Origin of the sequence: Proteus mirabilis HI4320 (assembly GCF_000069965.1) — a bacterium.
Classification (GTDB): Bacteria; Pseudomonadota; Gammaproteobacteria; order Enterobacterales; family Enterobacteriaceae; genus Proteus; species Proteus mirabilis.
In genome coordinates, this window is record NC_010554.1 from 2,222,535 (window position 1) to 2,246,185 (window position 23,651).

The 23,651-nt window shown below is 41.5% G+C and carries 21 protein-coding genes; 2 read left to right on the forward strand and 19 right to left on the reverse strand.

Going from position 1 to position 23,651, the window contains the following annotated elements:
* Window positions 1-29 precede the first annotated feature (29 nt).
* Window positions 30-437: a Cu(I)-responsive transcriptional regulator gene (cueR, locus tag PMI_RS10150; RefSeq protein ID WP_004250349.1), complete on the forward strand. Its 408-nt coding sequence runs from the start codon at window positions 30-32 to the stop codon at window positions 435-437.
* A 146-nt stretch (window positions 438-583) separates the two neighbouring features.
* Here the strand turns inward: cueR and secA are convergent, their stop codons facing one another.
* Together secA and secM are read right to left on the reverse strand one after the other, a co-directional pair.
* A complete protein-coding gene (secA, locus tag PMI_RS10155; RefSeq protein WP_004244101.1) occupies window positions 584-3,292 on the reverse strand; it encodes a preprotein translocase subunit SecA in 2,709 nt (902 codons plus the stop codon).
* Between the two features lie 107 nt (window positions 3,293-3,399).
* Window positions 3,400-3,927, reverse strand: a complete 528-nt coding sequence (secM, locus tag PMI_RS10160) for a secA translation cis-regulator SecM (RefSeq protein ID WP_004244104.1) — start codon at window positions 3,925-3,927, stop codon at window positions 3,400-3,402.
* 43 nt (window positions 3,928-3,970) lie between these two features.
* Between secM and PMI_RS10165 the strand changes: the two genes are divergently transcribed.
* Complete coding sequence (locus tag PMI_RS10165) at window positions 3,971-4,489, forward strand: DUF721 domain-containing protein (RefSeq protein ID WP_004244106.1); 519 nt, start codon at window positions 3,971-3,973, stop codon at window positions 4,487-4,489.
* A gap of 30 nt (window positions 4,490-4,519) precedes the next feature.
* On the opposite strand, the gene lpxC is transcribed toward PMI_RS10165, so the two are convergent.
* The 17 genes from lpxC to cra all read right to left on the reverse strand — a co-directional run bounded on the left by lpxC (window position 4,520) and on the right by cra (window position 23,475).
* The gene (lpxC, locus tag PMI_RS10170; protein ID WP_012368233.1) at window positions 4,520-5,437 is read right to left on the reverse strand and encodes a UDP-3-O-acyl-N-acetylglucosamine deacetylase; all 918 of its coding nucleotides are present in this window, start codon (window positions 5,435-5,437) and stop codon (window positions 4,520-4,522) included.
* Between the two features lie 98 nt (window positions 5,438-5,535).
* The gene (gene ftsZ, locus PMI_RS10175; RefSeq protein WP_004244108.1) at window positions 5,536-6,702 is read right to left on the reverse strand and encodes a cell division protein FtsZ; all 1,167 of its coding nucleotides are present in this window, start codon (window positions 6,700-6,702) and stop codon (window positions 5,536-5,538) included.
* 69 nt (window positions 6,703-6,771) lie between these two features.
* Window positions 6,772-8,028: a cell division protein FtsA gene (gene ftsA / locus PMI_RS10180; RefSeq protein ID WP_004244110.1), complete on the reverse strand. Its 1,257-nt coding sequence runs from the start codon at window positions 8,026-8,028 to the stop codon at window positions 6,772-6,774.
* A 45-nt stretch (window positions 8,029-8,073) separates the two neighbouring features.
* Complete coding sequence (gene ftsQ / locus PMI_RS10185) at window positions 8,074-8,862, reverse strand: cell division protein FtsQ (protein WP_012368234.1); 789 nt, start codon at window positions 8,860-8,862, stop codon at window positions 8,074-8,076.
* Window positions 8,863-8,873: 11 nt separating this feature from the next.
* Window positions 8,874-9,221: a hypothetical protein gene (locus tag PMI_RS10190; RefSeq protein ID WP_004244114.1), complete on the reverse strand. Its 348-nt coding sequence runs from the start codon at window positions 9,219-9,221 to the stop codon at window positions 8,874-8,876.
* A 5-nt stretch (window positions 9,222-9,226) separates the two neighbouring features.
* Window positions 9,227-10,690: a UDP-N-acetylmuramate--L-alanine ligase gene (gene murC / locus PMI_RS10195; RefSeq protein WP_004244115.1), complete on the reverse strand. Its 1,464-nt coding sequence runs from the start codon at window positions 10,688-10,690 to the stop codon at window positions 9,227-9,229.
* A 41-nt stretch (window positions 10,691-10,731) separates the two neighbouring features.
* A complete protein-coding gene (gene murG / locus PMI_RS10200) occupies window positions 10,732-11,814 on the reverse strand; it encodes an undecaprenyldiphospho-muramoylpentapeptide beta-N-acetylglucosaminyltransferase (protein ID WP_004244116.1) in 1,083 nt (360 codons plus the stop codon).
* The gene (gene ftsW, locus PMI_RS10205; RefSeq protein ID WP_004244117.1) at window positions 11,811-13,004 is read right to left on the reverse strand and encodes a cell division protein FtsW; all 1,194 of its coding nucleotides are present in this window, start codon (window positions 13,002-13,004) and stop codon (window positions 11,811-11,813) included. The genes murG and ftsW overlap by 4 nt, the downstream gene beginning before the upstream one ends.
* Window positions 13,004-14,314 carry a UDP-N-acetylmuramoyl-L-alanine--D-glutamate ligase gene (gene murD, locus PMI_RS10210; RefSeq protein ID WP_012368235.1) on the reverse strand — a complete coding sequence of 437 codons (1,311 nt, stop codon included), beginning with the start codon at window positions 14,312-14,314 and terminating at the stop codon, window positions 13,004-13,006. The genes ftsW and murD overlap by 1 nt, the downstream gene beginning before the upstream one ends.
* A gap of 1 nt (window position 14,315) precedes the next feature.
* Complete coding sequence (gene mraY, locus PMI_RS10215; protein WP_004248563.1) at window positions 14,316-15,398, reverse strand: phospho-N-acetylmuramoyl-pentapeptide-transferase; 1,083 nt, start codon at window positions 15,396-15,398, stop codon at window positions 14,316-14,318.
* The gene (gene murF, locus PMI_RS10220; protein WP_012368236.1) at window positions 15,392-16,774 is read right to left on the reverse strand and encodes a UDP-N-acetylmuramoyl-tripeptide--D-alanyl-D-alanine ligase; all 1,383 of its coding nucleotides are present in this window, start codon (window positions 16,772-16,774) and stop codon (window positions 15,392-15,394) included. The genes mraY and murF overlap by 7 nt, the downstream gene beginning before the upstream one ends.
* The gene (gene murE, locus PMI_RS10225; RefSeq protein ID WP_004244121.1) at window positions 16,771-18,258 is read right to left on the reverse strand and encodes a UDP-N-acetylmuramoyl-L-alanyl-D-glutamate--2,6-diaminopimelate ligase; all 1,488 of its coding nucleotides are present in this window, start codon (window positions 18,256-18,258) and stop codon (window positions 16,771-16,773) included. Before murE ends, murF begins: the two co-directional genes overlap by 4 nt.
* Window positions 18,245-20,041 (reverse strand): peptidoglycan glycosyltransferase FtsI, encoded by a 1,797-nt coding sequence (gene ftsI / locus PMI_RS10230; protein WP_004248565.1) that lies wholly within the window; start codon window positions 20,039-20,041, stop codon window positions 18,245-18,247. Before ftsI ends, murE begins: the two co-directional genes overlap by 14 nt.
* A gap of 11 nt (window positions 20,042-20,052) precedes the next feature.
* Entirely contained in the window at window positions 20,053-20,370 is a 318-nt protein-coding gene (ftsL, locus tag PMI_RS10235) for a cell division protein FtsL (RefSeq protein ID WP_004244124.1), read from the reverse strand.
* Complete coding sequence (gene rsmH / locus PMI_RS10240) at window positions 20,371-21,318, reverse strand: 16S rRNA (cytosine(1402)-N(4))-methyltransferase RsmH (protein WP_004244125.1); 948 nt, start codon at window positions 21,316-21,318, stop codon at window positions 20,371-20,373.
* Window positions 21,319-21,321: 3 nt separating this feature from the next.
* Complete coding sequence (gene mraZ / locus PMI_RS10245; RefSeq protein WP_004248567.1) at window positions 21,322-21,780, reverse strand: division/cell wall cluster transcriptional repressor MraZ; 459 nt, start codon at window positions 21,778-21,780, stop codon at window positions 21,322-21,324.
* A gap of 687 nt (window positions 21,781-22,467) precedes the next feature.
* Window positions 22,468-23,475: a catabolite repressor/activator gene (gene cra / locus PMI_RS10250; RefSeq protein WP_004244128.1), complete on the reverse strand. Its 1,008-nt coding sequence runs from the start codon at window positions 23,473-23,475 to the stop codon at window positions 22,468-22,470.
* Between the last annotated feature and the right edge of the window lie 176 nt (window positions 23,476-23,651).

A 23,651-nucleotide genomic window follows, 5' to 3' on the forward strand; every position in this document is an offset into this window, starting at 1 on the left:
GCGCTTTATTATCAGATAAGGAGAATAAGATGAATATTGGTCAAGCTGCAAAAAAATCCGGTATTTCAAGTAAAATGATCCGATATTATGAGCAAATTGGTTTAATACCTAAGGCAATTCGTACTGACGGAGGTTATCGCGATTACAATGATAGCGATGTAGATTGTTTTCGCTTTATCCGCCATTCACGTGCTCTTGGTTTTTCAACAGAGCAAATATCAACATTATTAGTTTTATGGAATAACAGAGAACGGACAAGTGCTGATGTAAAAGCTATTGCCCTTTCTCATATCGATGAATTAAACCGTAAAATAGCGCAATTGCAACGAATGACGCAAACATTATCGCATTTAGCACAAGAGTGCCAAGGTGATAATAATCCTGATTGCCCAATTATTGCTAAGCTAGTCGAACCCCAAACAGGGACAGAACATTAAACAACAAAAAAACAACCTTTATTACCTCCACTCTCCTATTTTATGGTTTTTTATCCATGATAAAAAAAGCCCACCTTTATTCGAAGGTGGGCTTTCTATTTTTAAAATGGTGTTACATTCTTACCCATATAATAAGCAATAAGTAATTAACCTAATTTACCGTGACAATGCTTATATTTTTTACCTGAACCACAAGGGCAAGGTTCGTTACGACCCACTTTTTTGCCTGATGCCACTTGACCATCAACGGCAGACATTTGTGATTCTTTTGTCACTTCATGGCTAAGTTGTTGCTGTTTAGCTAAACGCTCCGCCTCTTCACGACGACGACGCTCTAACTCTTCAACTTCTTCAGGTAAACGAACTTGTACTTTACTTAATGTGCTGATCACTTCATATTTCAGTGATTCCAACATATTAGCGAACATAGCAAAAGATTCACGTTTGTACTCTTGTTTTGGATCTTTTTGTGCATAACCACGTAAATGGATACCTTGACGCAGATAATCCATCGCCGCTAAGTGCTCTTTCCACAGTGAATCCAGTGTTTGTAACATGACACCTTTTTCAAAGTTACGCATCATTTCAGCACTGACAATCTCTTCTTTTGCTTTATAGACTTCGATTGATTTTTCTAAAATACGTTCGCGCAGTGTTTCTTCGTGTAGTTCAGGCTCTTTATCTAACCACTCTTTGATAGGTAAATTTAAATCAAAGTCATTTTGCAGACAGGCCGTTAAACCTTCAATATCCCACATCTCTTCTAATGATTGAGGTGGAATATAGTTATCAATCATCGAAGTAAACACATCTTGGCGAATACTGTCGATAGTTTCACTGACATCAGCAACATCTAACAACTCATTACGTTGAGTATAAATAGCTCGACGCTGATCATTGGCTACATCATCATACTCAAGTAATTGTTTACGAATATCGAAGTTACGGTTTTCTACTTTACGTTGTGCATTAGCAATCGCTTTAGTTACCCATGGATGCTCAATAGCTTCTGTTTCGTTCATTCCCAGTTTACGCATCATGCCTGATACTTTATCAGAGGCAAAAATACGCATTAAGGAGTCTTCCATTGACAGATAGAAACGAGAAGAACCCTCATCCCCTTGACGCCCCGCACGACCACGTAACTGGTTATCGATACGACGTGATTCATGGCGTTCAGTACCAATAATATGTAAACCACCAGAAGCTAATACCGCATCATGGCGTTTTTGCCATTGTGCTTTGATCTCTTCAATTTGCTCTTCTGTTGGATTTTCCAGCTTCGCAACTTCAGTCTGCCAACTTCCCCCTAATACGATATCGGTACCACGACCAGCCATATTAGTTGCGATAGTCACCGCTGATGGTAACCCCGCATTAGCAATGATATCTGCTTCCATAGCATGGAATTTGGCATTCAGGACATTATGATGAATATTCGCTTTTGTGAGTGCTTGGGAGATCTCTTCAGATTTTTCAATCGAGATGGTCCCCACCAGTACCGGTTGTCCATTTTTAGTACGTTCACGAATATCTTCAATAATCGCGGCAAATTTACCTTTTTCATTCATATAAACTAAATCAGGTAAATCTTTACGTACCATTGGGCGGTTAGTTGGAATAACGATAGTTTCTAAACGGTAGATAGAGTTAAATTCAAAAGCTTCGGTATCTGCAGTACCGGTCATCCCCGCTAATTTCTCATATAAACGGAAATAGTTCTGGAATGTAATGGACGCTAATGTTTGGTTCTCATTTTGGATCTTCACACCTTCTTTTGCTTCTACCGCTTGGTGTAGACCATCCGACCAACGACGGCCTTGCATGGTACGACCGGTATGTTCGTCAACAATGATAACTTCGCCATCTTTAACAATGTAATCAACATCTTTTGTAAATAATGCATGGGCACGTAAGGCTGCCGTTACATGGTGCATAAGCATGATGTTAGCAGGTGAGTAAAGTGACTCGCCCTCTTTCATCATACCTGCTTCGGCTAATAGCCCTTCAATTTTAACTAAGCCACGCTCAGTAATATTCACTTGACGCGTTTTTTCGTCGACAGAGTAATCCCCTTCTCCTTGGAAGGTATCTGAATCTTCTTTTTCTTGAGGCACTAAATGAGGAATAACTTTATTCATTTTAATATAAAGTTCAGAGCTATCCTCAGCAGGCCCTGAAATAATCAGTGGAGTACGAGCTTCATCAATTAAAATCGAGTCAACCTCATCCACTAATGCATAGTGTAATTTACGTTGGACACGCTCTTCAGGGCTAAACGCCATATTGTCACGCAAATAGTCGAAACCAAATTCGTTATTTGTACCGTAAGTGATATCTGCGTTATAAGCTTCACGTTTTGCTGGTGGTGCCATATTAGGGAGGTTGATACCAACACTTAACCCTAAGAATTCAAATAGTGGGCGGTTATTTTCCGCATCCCGTTGCGCCAAATAGTCATTGACGGTAACAACGTGCACCCCTTTACCTGATAGCGCATTTAAATAAGCAGGCAGTGTTGCAGTTAAGGTTTTACCTTCCCCTGTACGCATCTCTGCGATACAGCGATCATTTAATACCATACCGCCAATAAGCTGTACGTCAAAGTGACGCATACCAAAAACACGTTTACTCGCTTCACGTACAGTGGCAAAAGCTTCAGGTAAAATATCCTCTTCTTTTTCACCTTTTTTTAAACGCTCACGAAATTCATCTGTTTTGGCTTTCAATTCATCGTCGGTTAATTTTTCAAATTCTGGCTCTAGTTGATTGATTTGAGCAACCACTTTACGCATACGACGAATAGCGCGTTCATTACGACTACCAAAAATTTTGGTTACAATTTTACCTAACATAACTCTTTATTCTCATTTATGGCGTAAATACGCCGAATACAGCCTCTATGTTTATCGACGATAAATCATAGAGATAAGCATAATCTAACAAAGATTAACAAACTCAATTAAGCTGTTAGGTAAGGTCCAGCACGGATACCACGGATCTGAGCAAGCCATAATCCGGTATGATAGGAAATACGATTTTCCGTTAACACGCCACGGGAAATCGGTAAATTAACTAGGGTAGAAGATGGCGCTTGAGTCAGTAACGCATAAAGCGTATCAAGCATGACCTCAGCAACATTCGCAACAGGTGATGGCTCATCTTTTGCTTTTACCATCAATTCAGGTGAATGAATGGTAAAAGCAAAAGAGAGCTGCTTAATCACATTTTTAACGGCATGCTGTTGCCAGTAATTAAAGGTGAAGGATGAAGCAGGATTCTGTACACTCTGGCGTAAGAATAAATTATCAAAAGCGATTAATGCTTGGCTTTGACGATTTTGTGAGGAAGGTGTATCCGTTTGTGATGGATTTTCAGCATGGGCAGACACCAGCGAAGGCATACCAATACCTGCTGCTACCATCCCTAATAGCAGATGCGACCAAAAATATCGTCTGCCAAATTGTCGCCAAAAATTTATAATGCTCATTAACCTTCGTTATTTAATTTTATAATTTGTGGAGTCAAAATCTATGCGGGATAGCTACCCACAATCATTGGAAAACATCCTAAAAGAGCTTGAAGGTTCCAATAAAAGCACATTACAGCTTATACAACAGCGTGCAACAATTTTACTCAAATTAAATCGTACCGTCATGGCACTTTTACCAGCACCGTTACAAGGTAAATGCCGTGTCGCCAATTATCGCAATGCTATTTTAATTATTGAAGTCACAAACGCAAGTTGGATGACCCGATTACGTTATGAAATTCCATCATTACTTTCTGCATTAAGAAAGGAAATTTTACCATCGTTATCCTCAATAGACATCAAAATAAATCCTTCTTTAAGCATAAAAGCGGGAAAAAAGAGTGTCACTTCATCATTAAAAGATCCAACACCCGTAAAAAAACGCCATTTAAGTGTAGAGAGTGCACAATCATTGAAATATTTGGCAGAGAAAAGCCCGAAGAAATTAAGAGAAAGATTAGAACGGTTGGCTGCACTTGCCGGAGAGAGTACAAGTACAGCCAAAGATGACGCTAATTAGAGATAATTAACGTGCTTTCCAATTGAGCGATTAAGCAAAAACTGTCGATGGCGCTTTAAATGCCACTGGCATTTTCGCTTCGTCTTCAAAGGTGACGAATTCCCAAGCAGACTCTTTTGCTAAAACAGCTTGGAGCAATTTATTATTTAGTGCATGACCTGATTTAAACGCGGTAAATTCACCGATAATGTTATAGCCACACATAAATAAATCACCGATTGCATCTAACATTTTATGACGAACAAATTCGTCTTCAAAACGTAAACCATCATCGTTGAGGACACGATAGTCATCAACCACGATAGCGCAATCAAAGCTACCGCCTAAACACAATCCTTTCGATTGTAAATATTCAATATCACGCATAAATCCAAATGTACGAGCACGACTTATTTGACTCATAAAGGATTCAGCAGAGAAATCTAATTTATAACGCTGAGTACTTGCATCGATAGCAGGATGATTAAAATCGATAGTAAAATCTAATTTAAAACCATTATAAGGACGCATTTCCGCCCATTTATCGCCATCTTCAACACGTACTGTTTCCTTGATACGGATGAATTTTTTCGCAGTGCGAAGCTCTTCAATACCTGCATCAAGCAATAAGAAAACAAAAGGTGCTGCACTGCCATCCATAATAGGAATTTCAGGTGCATCCACTTCAATTACGATATTATCAATGCCTAAACCAGCCAGTGCTGCATTTAAATGCTCAACGGTTGATATACGCACATCATCTTCATTCACTAAGCAAGTACATAACATAGTGTCACGAACTGATTTTGCGTCTGCTGGAAAATCCACCGGTGGATTTAAGTCAGTACGACGGTAGATGACCCCAGTATTAGCTGGCGCCGGACGCATTGTAAGCGTAACTTTTTTACCCGTGTGGAGCCCCACACCAGTTGCTTGTACAATTCGTTTTAATGTCCGTTGTTTGATCATCATTTTATCTCGCAATATTATCCGTCCTACCAATTATTATACTTATAATTGGCAGGACAGTTTAGCACAAAAAGCGGAGATGCCAATCTTTTTGACGATTAATCAGCCTGTTTTCTTAAGAAAGCAGGGATATCTAAATAATCTGGCTCTTTGTTAGCTTGAGTAGATTGTTCATTAACCGCTTTAGCTGCAGGCTTGCTCTCTTCTACTGTAGAGAAAGAGGACATGCTATTTTGCATTTGCTGATAACGATTTTCCATAGCGTTTTGTTGATTTTGCTTATTAGTTACCAGCGTAATTTCTGGACGTTTATCCATGCCGATACCTGTAGCAACCACAGTAACACGCAGTTCATCGTTCATTTCAGGGTCAAGAGAAGTACCAATCACCACTGTGGCGTTATCTGATGCAAATGCACGAATGGTGTTACCGACGGTTTCAAACTCATCAAGACGTAAATCAAAGCCTGCTGTAATATTAACTAACACACCACGTGCGCCAGACAGGTCGATATCTTCCAGTAATGGACTTGAAATCGCCATTTCAGCGGCTTCTTCAGCACGATCTTCGCCTTTAGCTGCACCAGATCCCATCATGGCATAACCCATCTCTGACATCACCGTTCTCACGTCAGCAAAGTCGACGTTCATCAAACCTGGGCGAGTGATCAGTTCTGCGATACCTTGAACAGCACCTTTTAATACATCATTTGCCGCACCAAATGCGTCAAGTAACGAAATACCACGGCCGAGTACTTTTAGCAGCTTGTCATTTGGAATAGTGATTAATGAGTCAACATGCTTAGATAACTCAGTAATTCCCTGCTCAGCAAATGCCATACGCTTTTTGCCTTCAAAATTAAAAGGCTTAGTCACAACAGCAACCGTTAAAATACCTAACTCTTTCGCCACTTCGGCAACGACTGGCGCAGCACCGGTACCAGTACCACCGCCCATACCCGCAGCGATAAATACCATATCCGCACCTTCTAGTGCAGCGCGTAACGCTTCACGATCTTCTTCGGCAGCATTACGGCCTACCTCAGGGTTTGCACCTGCACCTAAGCCTTTCGTAATGGCATTACCGATTTGGATAGTTTGTCCAACTGCTGTTTTACGTAATGCTTGAGCATCAGTATTGACCGCGAAGAAATCAACGCCTTCAATACGTTCACGAACCATGTGCTCAACCGCATTACCGCCGCCGCCACCAACGCCGATGACTTTGATCACCGCATCGTTGGTTAATTCCATAGGTTCAAACATAATTTCTCTCCGTTTTGTGCCTTTTAGGGTCGCTTGCTCAAACGACCTCTTTTTAAATTTGTCTGATGATTAAAACTCTCTTTTTAACCAGCCAGTGAGTTTTTTTAGCCAACCACTAACTGCAGAGCGTTTTTCGGTTTCAGTTTCCTCACCAAAGTGAGATTCTTTACCGTAATGCAAAAGCCCGACTGCCGTAGAATAGAAGGGATCCTGCGCATAATCTGTTAGCCCGGTAATATTTAACGGTTTACCGATCCGTACTTGCGTGTGGAAAACACGTTGAGCACATTCAACAAGTCCATCTATTTGTGCAGCACCACCTGTTAAAACAATACCTGCCGCTAAATGGTGCTTTATTCCTTGCTGACGTAATTGTTCCTGAACACTCAAAATCTCTTCATTAACAAGATTTAAAAGCTCGGTATAACGCGGTTCAATCACCTCAGCAAGTGTTTGCCGTTGTAGACTTCTTGGTGGTCTACCTCCGACACTTGGAACTTCGACATTTTCATCTTTGCCAACTAAAGAGCCTAATGCACAGCCATGACGCACTTTTATTGCTTCGGCATCATTTGGTGGTGTACCAAAAGCGTAAGCAATATCGCTAGTCACAACGTTGCCTGCATAAGGAATGACACGAGTATGTCTTAATGCACCACCGGTATATATGGCGATATCCATGGTTCCGCCACCCATATCAACGACACAAACACCTAATTCGCGCTCATCTTCTGTTAGCACAGCAAAACTTGAAGCCAGTCCTGCAAAAATCAGTTGATCCACTTTTAAACCACAGCGCTCAACTGCTTTTACTATATTCTTCGCCATATCGTTATGGCAGGTAATCAGATGTACTTTAGCCTGCATACGTACACCAGATAACCCAACAGGGTTTTTGATCCCTTCTTGGTAATCAATGGCGTACTCTTGCGGTATTACGTGTAAAACACGGTGTTCATCTTTTACTTTGACGGATTTCGCAGTATGCACCACGCTATCAACATCATCTTGTGTTACTTCTTCTTCTGAAATTGGCACCATACCAATTTCATTTTGGCAGCTAATATGTTTGCCTGATAACGCCAAATATACTGACGATATTTGGCAATCTGCCATCAATTCAGCCTGATCTACAGCCCGTTGTACACATTTTACGACGGATTCGAGATCGTTCACGCCACCTTTGTCCATACCCCGAGATGGGCAACTTCCCACCCCGATAATATTCACTACGCCATCAGGCAGGATCTCACCGACAAGGGTGGCTACTTTGGCCGTACCAATCTCAAGACCAACTACTAATTTTCTGTCCGTCGCTTTGATCATTATTGTTCTGCCTTCGCCTTCATCGTGTCATCTGCCACGTCTTGTTTATTCATTCACATCAAGTAATAAAGGAGCCCATCCAACTGCACCACCACTGTCATAACGTAAATCGACATAATCAACCCGTTTGTCAGTCTGTTGTTGCAAGATAGGATACAGCTCAATAAAGCGAGCAATCCGTTTTTCGGTATCCTTACGCCCTAACTCCAATCGGACATCATTGTCTAAGACTAATTGCCATCCTTGACGAGCTGACATTGATGCTGCTTTTAATTTCAGATTACTGGCAAGAAGCTGATCTCTCATTGCTAAATAACCTGCTAATACCATTTTCTCACTTCCTTGCGGCCCATATAATAGTGGGTAATTTCCTTGTGTTTCCAATCGCGTTGGCAGACTGAAAATTCGGCCTTCTCTATCAAGAAAATGTGTGTCATTCCAACGGGTAAATGGCACATACTCCACCAGATGGATTTTTAATTCGTCTGGCCATTGTTTACGTACGGTCACTTGCCTGATCCATGGCATACGTTCAATTTGTTGCTGAATGATATTGACATCCTGTGTCATAAAAGTGCCTGGTTGGCCTAAAGATAAAATGGCCTGACGCACATCATCATTCGTTGTGTAATGCCGCTCACCAGTAAGTACAAGCTTTGATATCGGTAGACGATTAGCATCTTTCATCCAATTCACAACTTGTATTCCGCCCCAAATAATGGTGGCAATCACACATAAGAAGAAGATTAATCCTGATAAATAGCTACCATTACTCGGTCTATCAGAATGACGTTTCTCTTTTATCTCTTTATTATTTAGCGCTGCTTGTGACATAGTAAATTCATTCACCCCTGCGCAACATTCAAATAAGAGAATCGGCTATTCTTTTGTACGATATTCCTACGATTAATACTTCCACTAGATATATATACTCTATAAATACCTTTAGCTTTGATAATTAAATCACTAAATTGTTCAATCTGTTGAGAATTATTTACCTTAAAAGTCAAAATAGCGAGTTTTTCTTTAAATTTCGCTACTTTTAACTGATAAATTTTTCCCACATCTCTTTGAGCAAGCAAATTACCGATCGTATTTTTCGCAAATAAGATCTCTTTTTGACTAAAATCTCCCACCATTACAGTCATTTTCTTAACCATTTCACCATAAATGATGTTCACTTGCTCAAACATCCGTCTTAATCCTCGCTTAAAGATGGTTGTAATTTTGTTTCTGCTAAGCGACGCGCTATTTTACCAATATTTCCAGCACCTTGAACTAAAACAAGATCATTATCTGTTAATACACCCGCTAATATTGAGGAGATGTTCTCAACATCAGAAACCCAAATCGGATCTAGTTTGCCACGTTGACGAATAGTACGACACAGTGAACGACTATCTGCACCGGGAATAGGCGCCTCTCCTGCTGCATAAACATCGGTTAATAATAAAATATCAACTTGATTAAGCACCGTTGCAAAATCTTCATATAAATCACGAGTACGTGTATAACGATGTGGTTGAAATAACATCACTAAACGTTTATCAGGCCAACCTGCTCGTGCCGCTTTTATCGTTGCATCAACTTCTGTTGGGTGATGTCCATAGTCATCCACCAGCATGACTTCCCCTTCTTGGCCATTCACATGCTCAAGACTGAAATTTCCCAAGAAATCGAAACGACGCCCAGTGCCTTGGAAATTAAGTAGTGCGGCTAAAATATGCTCATCCGCAATCCCTTCTTCTGTAGCAACAGCCACAGCTGCGGTTGCATTTAAGGCGTTATGACGTCCCGGCGCATTTAATACCACATCTAAATCAGGCATATCTTCACGAGAAATAGTGAAAAATCCTTGCGCACCTTTTTGTTCGTAATGAGTAATGCGTACATCAGCATCTTCACTAAAACCATAGGTAGTAATATAACGCCCTACTTTAGGAATAATTGACCGAATAACATCGTCATCAATACACATCACTGCGCGACCATAAAACGGTAAGTTGTGTAAAAAAGTAATAAAAGTCTCTTTTAAATTATCAAAATTACCGTGATAAGTGTCCATATGGTCAGCTTCAATATTCGTTACCACCGCAACCATAGGTTGAAGATGTAAGAAAGAAGCATCACTCTCATCCGCTTCTGCAATTAAATAGCGGCTACAACCTAAACGAGCATGGGTACCGGCTGATTTCACTAAACCGCCATTAACAAAGGTTGGATCTAATCCTGCTTGTGCATAAATGTTCGAAATCATCGCCGTTGTTGTTGTTTTACCGTGGGTTCCTGCAATCGCAACCCCGTGACGATAACGCATTAACTCCGCTAACATTTCTGCACGACGTATCACAGGAATACGCGCTTCTCTTGCTGCAATAATTTCTGGATTATCTGCACTAATTGCGGTAGAAACCACCACAACACTAGCATCACGAATATTTTCAGGGCGATGATTAAAATAGATTGTCGCCCCTAATGCAACGAGTTGTTGTGTGACTACGTTAGGTGCTAAATCAGAACCACTGATTGCATAGCCTTCATTAGCCAACACTTCAGCGATCCCGCCCATGCCAGCACCACCAATGCCAACAAAGTGGATATGCCTAACTTTTCTCATCTCAGGCACAAAAGATCTTAATTTCGCCAGCTGTTGTGTATTCACTATTTACTTCTTCACTCTAAGTTAATGGTTACAAGTTACGTTTATTTTTTAGCCACTTCGATAATTACATTAGCGACTCGCTCAGTAGCATCCGTAATCGCAACACTTTGTGCTTTTTCTGCCATTAGCATTAGCTGATGTCTATCCCAATTTTCTAGGGTGTCAGCTATCGCTTCTGGCGTTAAATCATTCTGTTCAATAATACGCGCCGCACCGGCATTTTCTAATGGCAATGCATTCCAATATTGCTGTCTATCTTTATGTTGAAAAGGAACAAAAATAGCGGGTAACCCCGCAGCGGCAATCTCGCTAACTGTTAATGCACCTGAACGACATACAACAACATCAGCCCATTGATAAGCTTGCGCTATATCATCAATAAATTCAGTAACTTTATACTCAGATTTAACTGAATTTTTAGAAAGTTCATTTTGATAGCGTAATTTGGTATCACTTTCGCTCCCTTTGCCGGCCTGATGCCAAATTGTAACTCGCTCTCCTAATAATCCAGCCACCACTGGCATTGTATGATTTAAGATACGCGCACCTTGGCTACCACCAATAACCAGCACTCGGACAGCACCTTCTCTGCCTTTTAATCTCTCTGCTGGGGCTTCAAGTGCTAAGACATCGTCACGAACCGGATTACCAACAACAGGCGCATTAGCAAACGCACCGGGGAATGCTTGTAACACACGTTTGGCTATTTTTGACAACCAACGGTTAGTTAAGCCTGCAATACCATTTTGTTCATGTAAAACAACGGGAATACCACAGCTCCATGCTGCAACACCGCCTGGTCCAGAAACATAGCCTCCCATGCCTAATACGGCATCAGGCTGATAGCGCTTCATAATCCGACGGGCTTGAAAAATCGCTTTTATAATACGAATAGGTGCCGCAATTAACGCTTTTACCCCTTTACCTCGCAGACCCGAAATACGGATATACTCGATTTCAATGCCATGCTTAGGCACTAATTGTGCTTCCATTCTATCCGCGGTTCCTAACCAACGAATATCCCAGCCTTGGGATTGCAGATAATGAGCAACTGCTAATCCAGGAAAGACGTGCCCTCCTGTTCCGCCGGCCATCACCATTAATCGGCGTTTACGTTCGCTCATTTAGGACTCCTTACAAACGCCTGAGCCTGTGCTAGGCGTGATTCATAATCAATTCGTAACAACATCACGATAGCCGTTGACATAATAATCAAACTCGAACCACCGTAACTAATAAGAGGTAACGTTAACCCTTTTGTTGGCAACATACCGGCTGCCGCACCAACGTTGACTAACGTCTGGAAGGTAAACCAGATCCCAATCGAACAGGCTAAAAAACCTGAAAAACGTTGATCGAGCAGCAAAGCACGGCGTCCAATTTGCATCGCACGAAAAGCGATGAAGAATACCATTAAAAGCACTAAAACCACACCGATATAACCAAGTTCTTCTGCTAAAATGGAGAAAATAAAGTCAGTATGAGCTTCAGGTAGATACTCCAACTTTTGTACTGAATTTCCTAACCCTTGCCCCAGTAGATCACCGCGTCCAAAAGCCATCAAGGATTGTGTTAACTGATAACCACTACCAAAAGGATCTTCCCAAGGTTCTAAGAACGAAGTGATACGTCGTACACGGTAAGGCTCAACAATAATTAACATCACAACAGCGGCAATACCTGTACCAATAATGGCGAGGAATTGCCAAATTTTTGCACCGGCTAAAAAAAGCAACGCTAATGTGGTCACAAACAACACGACCACCGTACCTAAGTCGGGTTGTAATAGCAGTAACACGGCTAATATTAACATCACCCCCATAGGTTTACAGAATCCCCAAAAATTGTTTCTCACTTCTTCTACTTTTCTCACCAAATAACTGGAGAGATAACAAAACAGTGCCAATTTAGAAAGTTCTGCCGGCTGAATACGTAAAGGCCCAAATGCAATCCAACGTGATGCGCCATTTACTGAACTGCCCACTGCCAATACCACGAGTAATAGCAAGATAGAACCAAACAGCATTAAGCTACTGTAGCGTTGCCATACCGCCATTGGCACTCGCATTGTTACTAATGCAAGGCAAAGGGCAACAATCATATAAATGCCGTCACGTTTAGCAAATAGAAAAGGATCTTCTGCTAAACGTTGTCCAACAGGCATTGACGCCGAGGTTACCATCACAAACCCGACAACCGCTAATCCGAATGTAAACCAGAGCAAAGTGCGATCATAAGGCACGAACGCGCTGTTATCTGTTTGATAACTTCCCACCAGCCACTGTTTTAATCTTCGCATTGCGTATACACTCATCAGCCAAGCTCCTGCGCTAAACGGGCAAACTCATCACCACGTTGTTCGAAACTTTTAAACTGATCTAGACTTGCACAAGCGGGTGAAAGTAGCACCATATCGCCAGTTTGCACTGTTGGTGCAAGTAATCGCATCGCCTCTTCCATAGTCGCGGTTAATTGTGAGACTTGTGGTCGTAAATTTGCCAATGCTTGACCATCTTGTCCAAAGCAATATAAGCGAATATTATCGCCACTGAGATAAGGTAATAGCGCGCTAAAATCAGCAGACTTACCGTCCCCACCTAACAACAGGTGCAAAGTCCCTTCTACTTCAAGCCCTCTTAAAGCTGCTTCTGTGCTACCTACATTAGTCGCTTTAGAATCATTGATCCAACGTACCCCATTATGGGAGTAAACTAATTGGAAACGATGAGCAAGGCCATGATAGGTGTTTAAAACAGCCAGTGATGCTTTACGAGAAATTCCCACTGCATCAGCTAACGCTAATGCGGCTAATGCATTGGTGTAATTGTGTTGACCAGAAAGGAACATCTGTGAAGTGGCAAGAAGATTTTCACCATTTACGTTCAAGTAACGATTGGTATTATCAAGCTGATAATCCCCTTGTCCGATACCAAAACTCACACAACGTGCATCTTTGCCAGCTAAAGGCAATGTCAGAACATCATCTGCGTTATAGACACAGGTTTTAGCATTATCATAAATACGTAATTTAGCTTCACGGTATTGTTCTAATCCTAACGGATAGCGATTCATATGATCTTCGCTAATATTTAATACCGTAGCAGCCGCCGCTGTTAAGCTATAGGTTGTCTCTAATTGAAAGCTCGATAGCTCTAAGACATATAAGTCATAAGGCTGTGTTAATAACGTTAAAGCAGGTACACCAATATTGCCACCGACACCGACAGGGATCCCGTCAGCTTTAGCCATTTCCCCCACCAACGTCGTTACGGTACTTTTGCCATTAGAGCCTGTTATCGCAACAATAGGTGCTTTTGCCTCACGGCAAAATAGCTCAATATCACCGACAATTTCCACTCCATGATCTCGCGCTTCAACTAACTCAGGCGTTGATAACGCAATACCCGGACTTGAGACAATTAAATCAGCATCATTAAGCCATACTTGATGAAAACTCCCCGTATGATACTCAACATCAGCAGGTAGCTTATCTAAACCCGCGGGATGCTGGCGAGTATCTATCACTTTAGGTGTTACACCTTGGCGGATAAAAAAGTCAACGCAGGATAGACCAGTAATGCCTAGTCCCACGATAACAACTTTTTTCCCCTGATAATTTGCCATGTTAACGTACCTTTAATGTCGCTAAACCAATAAGGACTAACATAAGAGAGATGATCCAAAAGCGGACAATCACACGAGGCTCTGGCCAACCTTTTAATTCATAGTGATGATGGATTGGCGCCATACGGAAAATACGTTGGCCGCGCAGTTTAAATGAACCTACTTGTAAAATAACCGAGAGCGTTTCAACAACGAACACGCCCCCCATAATCACTAATAAAAATTCTTGGCGTAATAAGACGGCGATAGTACCTAATGCACCACCTAATGCTAAAGAGCCAACATCACCCATAAAGACTTGGGCAGGATAAGTATTAAACCAAAGGAAGCCTAATCCCGCACCGACAATGGCGGTACAAACAATCACCAATTCGCCTGCATGCATTAAATAAGGAATTTTTAGGTAGCTGGCAAAATTGACATTACCTGTAGCCCATGCAACTAATGCAAATCCAGCCGCTACAAACACCGTAGGCATAATGGCTAAGCCATCTAAACCATCGGTTAAATTTACCGCGTTACTGGTGCCAACAATGACAAAATAAGCCAGTAAGATATACAACATGCCAAGTTGTGGCATGACATCTTTAAAGAAAGGCACAACAAGTTGCGTTGCTGGGGTATCTTTACCAATCGCGTACATACTAAATGCAACCGCTAAAGCTAATACCGATTGCCAGAAATATTTCCAACGCGCTATTAAGCCTCGAGTATCTTTACGCACTACTTTGCGATAATCATCGATAAAACCGATGATGCCATAACCAATCAGCACCAAGAGTACACACCATACATAAGGATTATCTAATCGCGCCCACAATAAGGTTGATACAGCGATAGAAAATAGGATCATGATCCCACCCATGGTCGGCGTACCACGTTTGCTAAAGTGTGACTCAGGACCTTCGTTACGCACCACTTGCCCGATTTGCATTTTTTGTAACCATGCAATTAAATGGGGTCCCATCCATAACGCAATAATTAATGCCGTCAATAAACCAACAATCGCTCTGAATGTCAGATAAGAAAACACATTAAAAAATGTATGATATTTAACCAAATATTCGGCTAGCCAAACTAACATTCAAAGCACTCCTTTAATGCGTTCACGATATCCTCCATTGCTGAGCTTCGTGAACCTTTTACTAAAACTGAAACAACATCATGCTGCTGTAATAATGGAATTAATTGGGTAAGCAAATCAGCTTTAAATGAAAAATGCTCACCGCCTTTATTTTCTTGACTAATAAACTGGCTGTAATGACCCACGGTTAATACCCGATCGATACCGACTTGATGGGCAAAACGTCCCACATCACGGTGACATTTTTCTGAATCTTCGCCTAATTCAGCCATATCTCCAGCGACAAAGATTTTATATCCTGGTAATTGAGATAAAACTTGCAGCCCTGCTATCATCGACCCATCATTAGCATTATAGGTATCATCTAACACTATTTTTCCTGTTGTTAATTCAACAGGATAGAGTCTGCCAGGTACGGCTTTCAGTACCGCTAAACCTTGCTGAATATCCGTTAATGTCGCCCCTACCGACAAGGCTAACGCACTTGCGGCTAACGCATTGGCAATATTATGGCGACCAGGTAAAGGTAGGGTGATTGCTACCCCCCCTTCTGGCGTATGCAATGTAAAATCGGTGGTGAGTTGATTAACAACGATATTCGTTGGGTAGAAATCGGCTTGAGAGTCTGCAGATAAAGAGAAAGACCACTGAGTTTGACGTGAGTTAAAATGCTGTTGCCATAACGCAACATCATTACTTTGCTGATTAATAATGGCAGTGCCTTGCTCTTTTAAGCCAGTGAATATTTCACCTTTAGCTTGAGCAATCCCTTGTAAGGAACCAAAACCTTCAATATGTGCAGAAAAGAGATTATTGACCAATGCACTATCTGGTTTAACCATATTCACGGTATAGGCTATTTCACCAATATGGTTAGCACCAAGTTCAATCACGGCAAAACGATGTTCAGGGGTTAAACGAAAGAGTGTCAGGGGAACACCAATATCATTATTTAAATTGCCATGTGTATATAAGGTTTCACCACAGTGACGCAGTATCGAAGCCGTCATCTCTTTAACGGACGTTTTACCCGAAGAGCCCGTTAACGCCACAATTTTAGCATTGCTAAGCGAACGGATATAAGCGGCAATATGCCCCATTGCTAAACGGGTATCTTTTACGATGATTTGTGGACATTCAACATCGATTTTCCGATTAACTAAAACCGCAACGGCACCCTTTTGTTTGACATCAGCAATAAAGTCATGAGCATCAAAACGATCACCTGCTAAAGCAATAAACAGACATGCATCATCAATTTTACGGCTATCGGTAGAAATTGATTTGATCATTAATTGATTGGCTTGGCTTTGAGTAATAGTACTCAACGTGCCTTGAGTGACTAGTGCAATAGTTTCGAGAGAAAGCGCTATCATGCGATCACCCCCAATAACCGTGCAACAGTTAATCGGTCAGAATAATCAAGACGGCGAGTGCCAACGATTTGATAATCTTCGTGCCCTTTTCCTGCCACTAAGATCATATCAGCGGGAGAGGCTTGCATTACTACATTAGTCACGGCTTCTGCTCGACCTTCAATCGCTAATGCACGACCAGGATCCATTAACCCAGAAAGGATATCTTGAATAATGGCTTGAGGCTCTTCACTACGTGGATTGTCATCGGTGATAACCACTTTATCGGCAAACTGCTCTGCTACAGCTCCCATTAGTGGGCGCTTACCTTTATCTCTATCACCACCACAACCAAAGATACACCACAGTTTGCCAGTACAGTGTAAGCGTGCCGCTTGTAACGCTTTTTCTAAGGCATCTGGCGTGTGGGCATAATCAACGATCACCGTAGGACGATTATCCGCACTAAATACTTCCATACGACCACAAACGGGCGTTAATGCACTGGAAGCTTTAATCACTGCATCAAGAGGGTATTCAAGTGCCAAAAGTGTAGCTAAAGCACAGAGTAAGTTACTGACATTAAAAGCCCCCATTAATGGGCTTTCAATTTCACCTTCTCCCCAACTTGAATTAAAATGGATAGTGGCACCCGCATCATGGTAATTGATTTGTGTCGCTTGCACATAGCGTCCTTGCCAATTTGCCGGCAATTTATCCGCCATAGTCACCGCCACTGCATCGGGTAGATGCGTCAACCATTTATGCCCTACCGCATCATCAGCATTAATGATTTTTTCGCCACTATGGTGGGTCGAAAATAACAACCATTTAGCCTGTTCGTAATTGGCCATATCACCATGATAATCAAGGTGATCGCGACTTAAGTTGGTAAATACGCTGGCGACAAAAGGTAGCGCACTAACGCGCCCTTGAACTAAACCGTGTGACGAAACCTCCATTGCGGTAAAGGTAGCGCCTTGATTAACTAATTGCTGTAATTCTAATTGGATATCAACCGCTGAACCGGTTGTATTCATTGCCGGAACAATATGATCTAATAACCCATTGCCTACCGTTCCCATAACGGCACTGACTTCACCTAAACCTTGCGCCCACTGTGCTAACAATTGTGTTGTTGTCGTTTTTCCGTTAGTACCAGTGACACCAATCAGCTTTAATTTATTCGCTGGCTGATGATAAAAAATTCCTGCAAGTTTTGATAATTGACAATTTAGGTTTTCAATATAAATAACGGGTATACCATGACTTTCACGAATTTCGCCATGAGTAGCAATACCTTCAGCTTCCGCTAAAACAGCGCAAACACCTTGTGCAATTGCCTGAGGAATATAGCGTCTACCATCCGTTTCATGGCCTTTAATTGCCACAAACAGATCACCACTCGCGGCTTTTCGGCTATCGAGTGTCATGTCTTTAAGCGTTAAAGACGGTGCTTGTATCCCGAGTGCCCCTAATAGGTCACTTAAATTAGGATCTGCCACTTGTATCCTCTTTTTTATTAATCACTATTTCACTTTTATCGTCTGGCGTTAATGCATCAGGCTCTACATTCATCGTACGTAGAACCGCGCCCATAATTGTGCCAAACACTGGTGCAGAAACTGCACCCCCATAATATTTGCCCGCTTTTGGCTCGTTAATGATCACTACTAAGGCAAAGCGTGGACGGCTTGCCGGTGCAACACCGGCTGCATAAGAAATGTAGGCATTAATATACTTTCCATCTGGGCCGACTTTTTTCGCGGTCCCGGTCTTAATCGCAACACGATACCCTTTGATCGCAGCACGAACGCCACCACCGCCCGGTAAGGCGACACTTTCCATCATATGAACCACTGTTCTCATGACTTTTTCAGGAAAAACGCGAGTACCCGGTACAGGAGGGTCAACTTTAGTAATAGAAAGCGGTCGATAAATACCAAAACTACCGATAGTTGCATAGACACGCGCTAACTGTAATGGCGTTACCATTAGCCCATATCCGAATGAGAAGGTGGCCCTTTCAAGATCGGACCACCGTTGTTTTTTTATTGGAAATATGCCACTACTTTCACCAACTAGCCCCAAGTTAGTTGGTTTTCCGAGGCCAAAACGGGAATAAACATCTACCAGTTCAGACGCCGGCATCGCTAACGCAAGGCGAGATACCCCTACGTTACTCGATTTCTGTAAAATTCCAGTTATCGAAAGCTCACGATAAAGCGCAACATCTTTTATCTGATGACCACTAATTCGATAAGGAACAGTATTAATAACGGTATTTTCTTTAATAATATTATTGTTTAGCGCACTCATAACCACCATCGGCTTTACCGTAGAGCCTGGCTCAAAAATATCGGTGATAGCTCGATTACGCATCGCATCTTTCGGCGTTCCCGCTAAATTATTCGGGTTATAGGATGGGCTATTTGCCATCGCTAACACTTCGCCTGTATTGACATCAACCAAAACCGCCGTACCTGATTCGGCTTTATTTTCAATGACTGCATTGGTTAACTCTCTATACACAACAGATTGTAAACGCTCATCAATGCTTAACATTAAGTTGTGAGCAGCTTGGCTATCTGTTTGAGCGATATTTTCAATCACACGGTTAAAGCCATCTTTGCGTACAACTCGCTCTCCGGGGGCACCGGTAAGCCATTGGTTAAAGCTTTTTTCAACCCCTTCAATACCATCACCATCAATGTTTGTAACACCAATGATGTGAGCGGTCACTTCTCCTGAAGGATAATAGCGTTTGGACTCTTGGCGCATGTTTATCCCTTTGATTTTCAGCTTACTTATGTAATCACTAATTTCAGGATTAACTTGGCGCGCAAGATAGATAAAACGAGCGGAAGGTGTTGCAGAAATTTTTTGAGAAATTTGATTAACGGGAAGTTTTAATGCATCAGCAAGTGCTAACCAGCGTGAATCGGTCATATCAGGGTTAGCTTCTAACACAACTTTAGGATCAGCCCAAATAGCATATACAGGGACACTCACCGCCAATGGTCTTCCCATACGATCGCTTATCATGCCACGAGCTGTGGGGACTTTTTGCACACGTAAAGAGCGCAGATCCCCTTCGCGGATCAGGGGATCTGGGTTAATAATCTGTAAATAGGCAACTCGTATTAATAACGCCGCTAAAGCAATACCAATACCACCGCAAAGCAACGCAAAACGCCAACTCACAAATCCTGTTTTTTCTTCAGGTTTACGGAGTTTGGCATTTGACTTTGTCTTTGTCTTCGCTTTTGCCGAACGTGAAAATTTCATACTTGCCTTAATTATTTAGTAACCACAATATTCTCTTTAGTTGGATCAACATGAACCATGCCTAACTGTTCACTTGCAAAACGTTCAACTCGGCTATGGTCCGCCAATGCATTTTCCTCAAGGATCAAGTTGCGCCATTCAATATCCAATACATTTTTTTCTAACACTAAGCGCTCTTTTTCTGCTGTCAGTAAGCGTGTTTTATGTGCTGTCGTTACCACATAGATCGCGGAGATAATAACGGCGAAAAAAAGAATAAGTGGCAATTTGCCGTGACGCAGTAAATCTTGTCCTATCACTCCCGGTAATGAATGGCGTTCAGTAGACATTTATTCCTCAATACGCTGTGCGACACGTAAAACAGAACTTCGCGCTCGTGGATTCTCCTCAACTTCAACACCGGTAGGTTTCATTTTATGAATACTACTCAGGCGAGCACTTCCTAGTGCTTTAATTTGTTCTTCTGTTAATGGGATCCCCGCTGGAACAACAGGCCCTTTACTTTCATCTCTTATAAAGCGTTTAACTAATCGGTCTTCTAAAGAGTGGAAACTAATCACCGATAAACGTCCTGCTGGCGCTAAAATAGACACGGCGCCTTTTAATGCTTTTTCAATCTCATCTAACTCACTATTGATATAGATACGGATCGCTTGAAAGCTACGTGTTGCAGGGTGCTTATGTCGCTCTTTTACTGGACTTGCTTCACTAATCAAATCCGCTAACTGTTTAGTACGTGTTAATGGCTCTTCAGTTTTATTACGCGCCACAATGGCACGGGCAATGCGTTTCGCGAAACGCTCTTCACCGAAGGTTTTTAGCACCCAAGTAATATCATCTTCTTCGGCATTCATTAACCACTGTGCAGCTGATTGTCCTGTGGTTGGGTCCATACGCATATCGAGTGGCCCATCACGCATAAAAGAGAATCCTCGTTCAGGATCATCTAATTGCGGTGAAGAAACGCCTAAATCTAATAATACGCCATCAACTTTGCCACTTAAACCTAACTCATTGATATAGTGTTCAATATTTGAAAAAGGCCCATGAATAATAGAGAATCGTGGATCATCAATTTCATTTGCCACTGCGATAGCTTGTGGATCTCTATCAATCGCAATGAGACGGCCTTGTTCACCTAATTGCGATAAAATCAGACGAGAGTGCCCGCCACGGCCAAAAGTACCGTCAATATAAATACCTGAAGGTTTAATATTCAGGCCGTTTACTGCTTCATCCAGTAATACACTGGTATGGCTAAAATTATTCGTTGTCATTATTTAAAGTGATAAATCCAATAGTCGTGTCGATAACGGTTCCTGTGAGGTTTGCTCTGCCAAAATGTCTTCTTTGATCTGTTGATACCAGACCTGTTCATCCCACAATTCAAATTTATTGAATTGACCGACTAACATGACCTCTTTGGTTAGCCCCGCGTGCTGTCTTAGCGTGCTAGCTAACAAAAGACGTCCTGCGCTATCCATCTGGCATTCACTGGCATGCCCAAGTAATAAACGCTGCACTCTTCGTTCGGCGGGATTCATGGAAGAAAGCGCTGCCAGTTTTAACTCAATTTTTTCCCATTCAGGAAGGGTATACAGCAATAAACATGGCTGATTGAGATCAATGGTACAGACCATTTGACCTTCAGAAGCCTCGTTCAGCGTTGTTCGATAACGGGAAGGAACTGTTATTCGCCCTTTGCTGTCGAGATTAACGAGTGTTGCACCACGAAACATCCTCATTTCCCTCAGCGTTATAATTTACACCACATTATCCCACAAATCCCCACAAATAGAGTTTACGGATGGTATGAAAACGTTGTCAAGCCAGTTGTAGGACGCTTTATTGATATTTACAGTAATTTTATAATCTCATCGAAATGAACAAATTATCAGCAGGCTAAAAAAGCAGAATATTAACACTATGATTCCTATCGGTTATTTTTTATTTTTCTTATTTGTTCTCAAATAGTGATTATTTATAGAGATGAAAAAGGGAAAAATAAGATAAAGAAGTCATAAAAAGAAAATGACCTATTTAATGAGATAATGCCTATTTATTGTCGTTCATTTACCTTTAACCAACATAACAATACAAAGCCCTCTTTAAATTAAAAAACCGGCTTAATCTACTGAAAAAATAATGTGATATCATGTAGATAATTTTTTACTGTCGAGTTTTCTTTCTGCAAAGTTAATAAATAAATTATTTTATTTAAGTAATATCACTTATAGAAATATCAAAATTTCACCCGCGAATTAAACAAAACAGGATAAATTGTAAAAAAACGTTTAAGATTAATCTCAAATTTTATTTTATTTAAGTCACCCGACATTATTTAACCAAATAAACTATCCCTGCTTTAATTTAATAAAGCAGGGATAGTCATTATAAAAAATGCTGAGTCAGAAAGTGAACGCTAATTAACGAGTACGTCCTAAACTACCTCGGCGACATAAATCACGTCGAATACGTGTAATACCCGCTTGTGGTTTTTGCTCTTCTTCAAGACTTGCCAAAACCAGCTCTAATACACGTTGTGCAATATCACGATGTCGCTGAGCCACCGATAATACTGGACATTCGAGGAAATCTAATAATTCATGATCACCAAATGTAGCAATCACTAACTGCGTAGGTAAGCGTCCACTTCTTTGCAACGTTACATCCATCACACCTTGTAATAGCGCAAAGGAGGTCGTAAAGAGTGCATCAGGCATCGGGTTATTATTTAACCATTCCGAAAATACCTCTGCCGCCGCTTCTCGTTCATAACTATTCGCATAAAGATAAGTCACTTGTCGTGGATCATCTTGCCACACACTACGAAAGCCCTGTTCACGTAAAAAACTGACTGATAGTTCGGGCAATGCGCCTAGATAGAGAACCGATTGAGAAGGAAAAGCTTTAAGCTCACTCGCTAACATTTTTGCGTCTTCTAAATCATCACCGACGACGCTAATAAAATGTTCACTCTCTAACGCCCTATCTAAGGCAATGATAGGCAACGAACGATTAGCCCAACGCTGATAAAATGGGTGCTCTGGGGGTAATGCCGTTGATACAATAATGGCATCAACTTGGCGTTGTAGTAGATGTTCTACACAACGAATTTCGTTGTCAGGTTGATCTTCTGAGCAGGCAATCAGCAATTGATAACCACGTTGACGCGCTTGTCGTTCAAGATAATTGGCAATTCTGGTATAACTGGTATTTTCCAAATCAGGAATAACCAAACCTATAGAACGCGTACGACCAGCACGTAATCCCGCGGCAACAGCGTTCGGGTGGTAATTGTGCTCTCTGACCACCGCCATCACTTTTTCAACAGTCTTGTCACTTACACGGTACTGTTTAGCTTTACCATTAATGACATAACTCGCTGTTGTTCGTGAAACACCAGCCAAGCGGGCGATTTCATCCAGTTTCACTTTAGCCTCTTCTAATTATTAATAGGGTATTTATTACATTATTGCTATGGTTTTCAGTCATCATGCTGATCTGAATCTGCATTTTAACACAATTTACTGATAAAACCGTATGCGTCAACGTTTCCGTTTATACCTTTTACCAATTACTTGCATTGTTACTGCCTATGACTTACCTA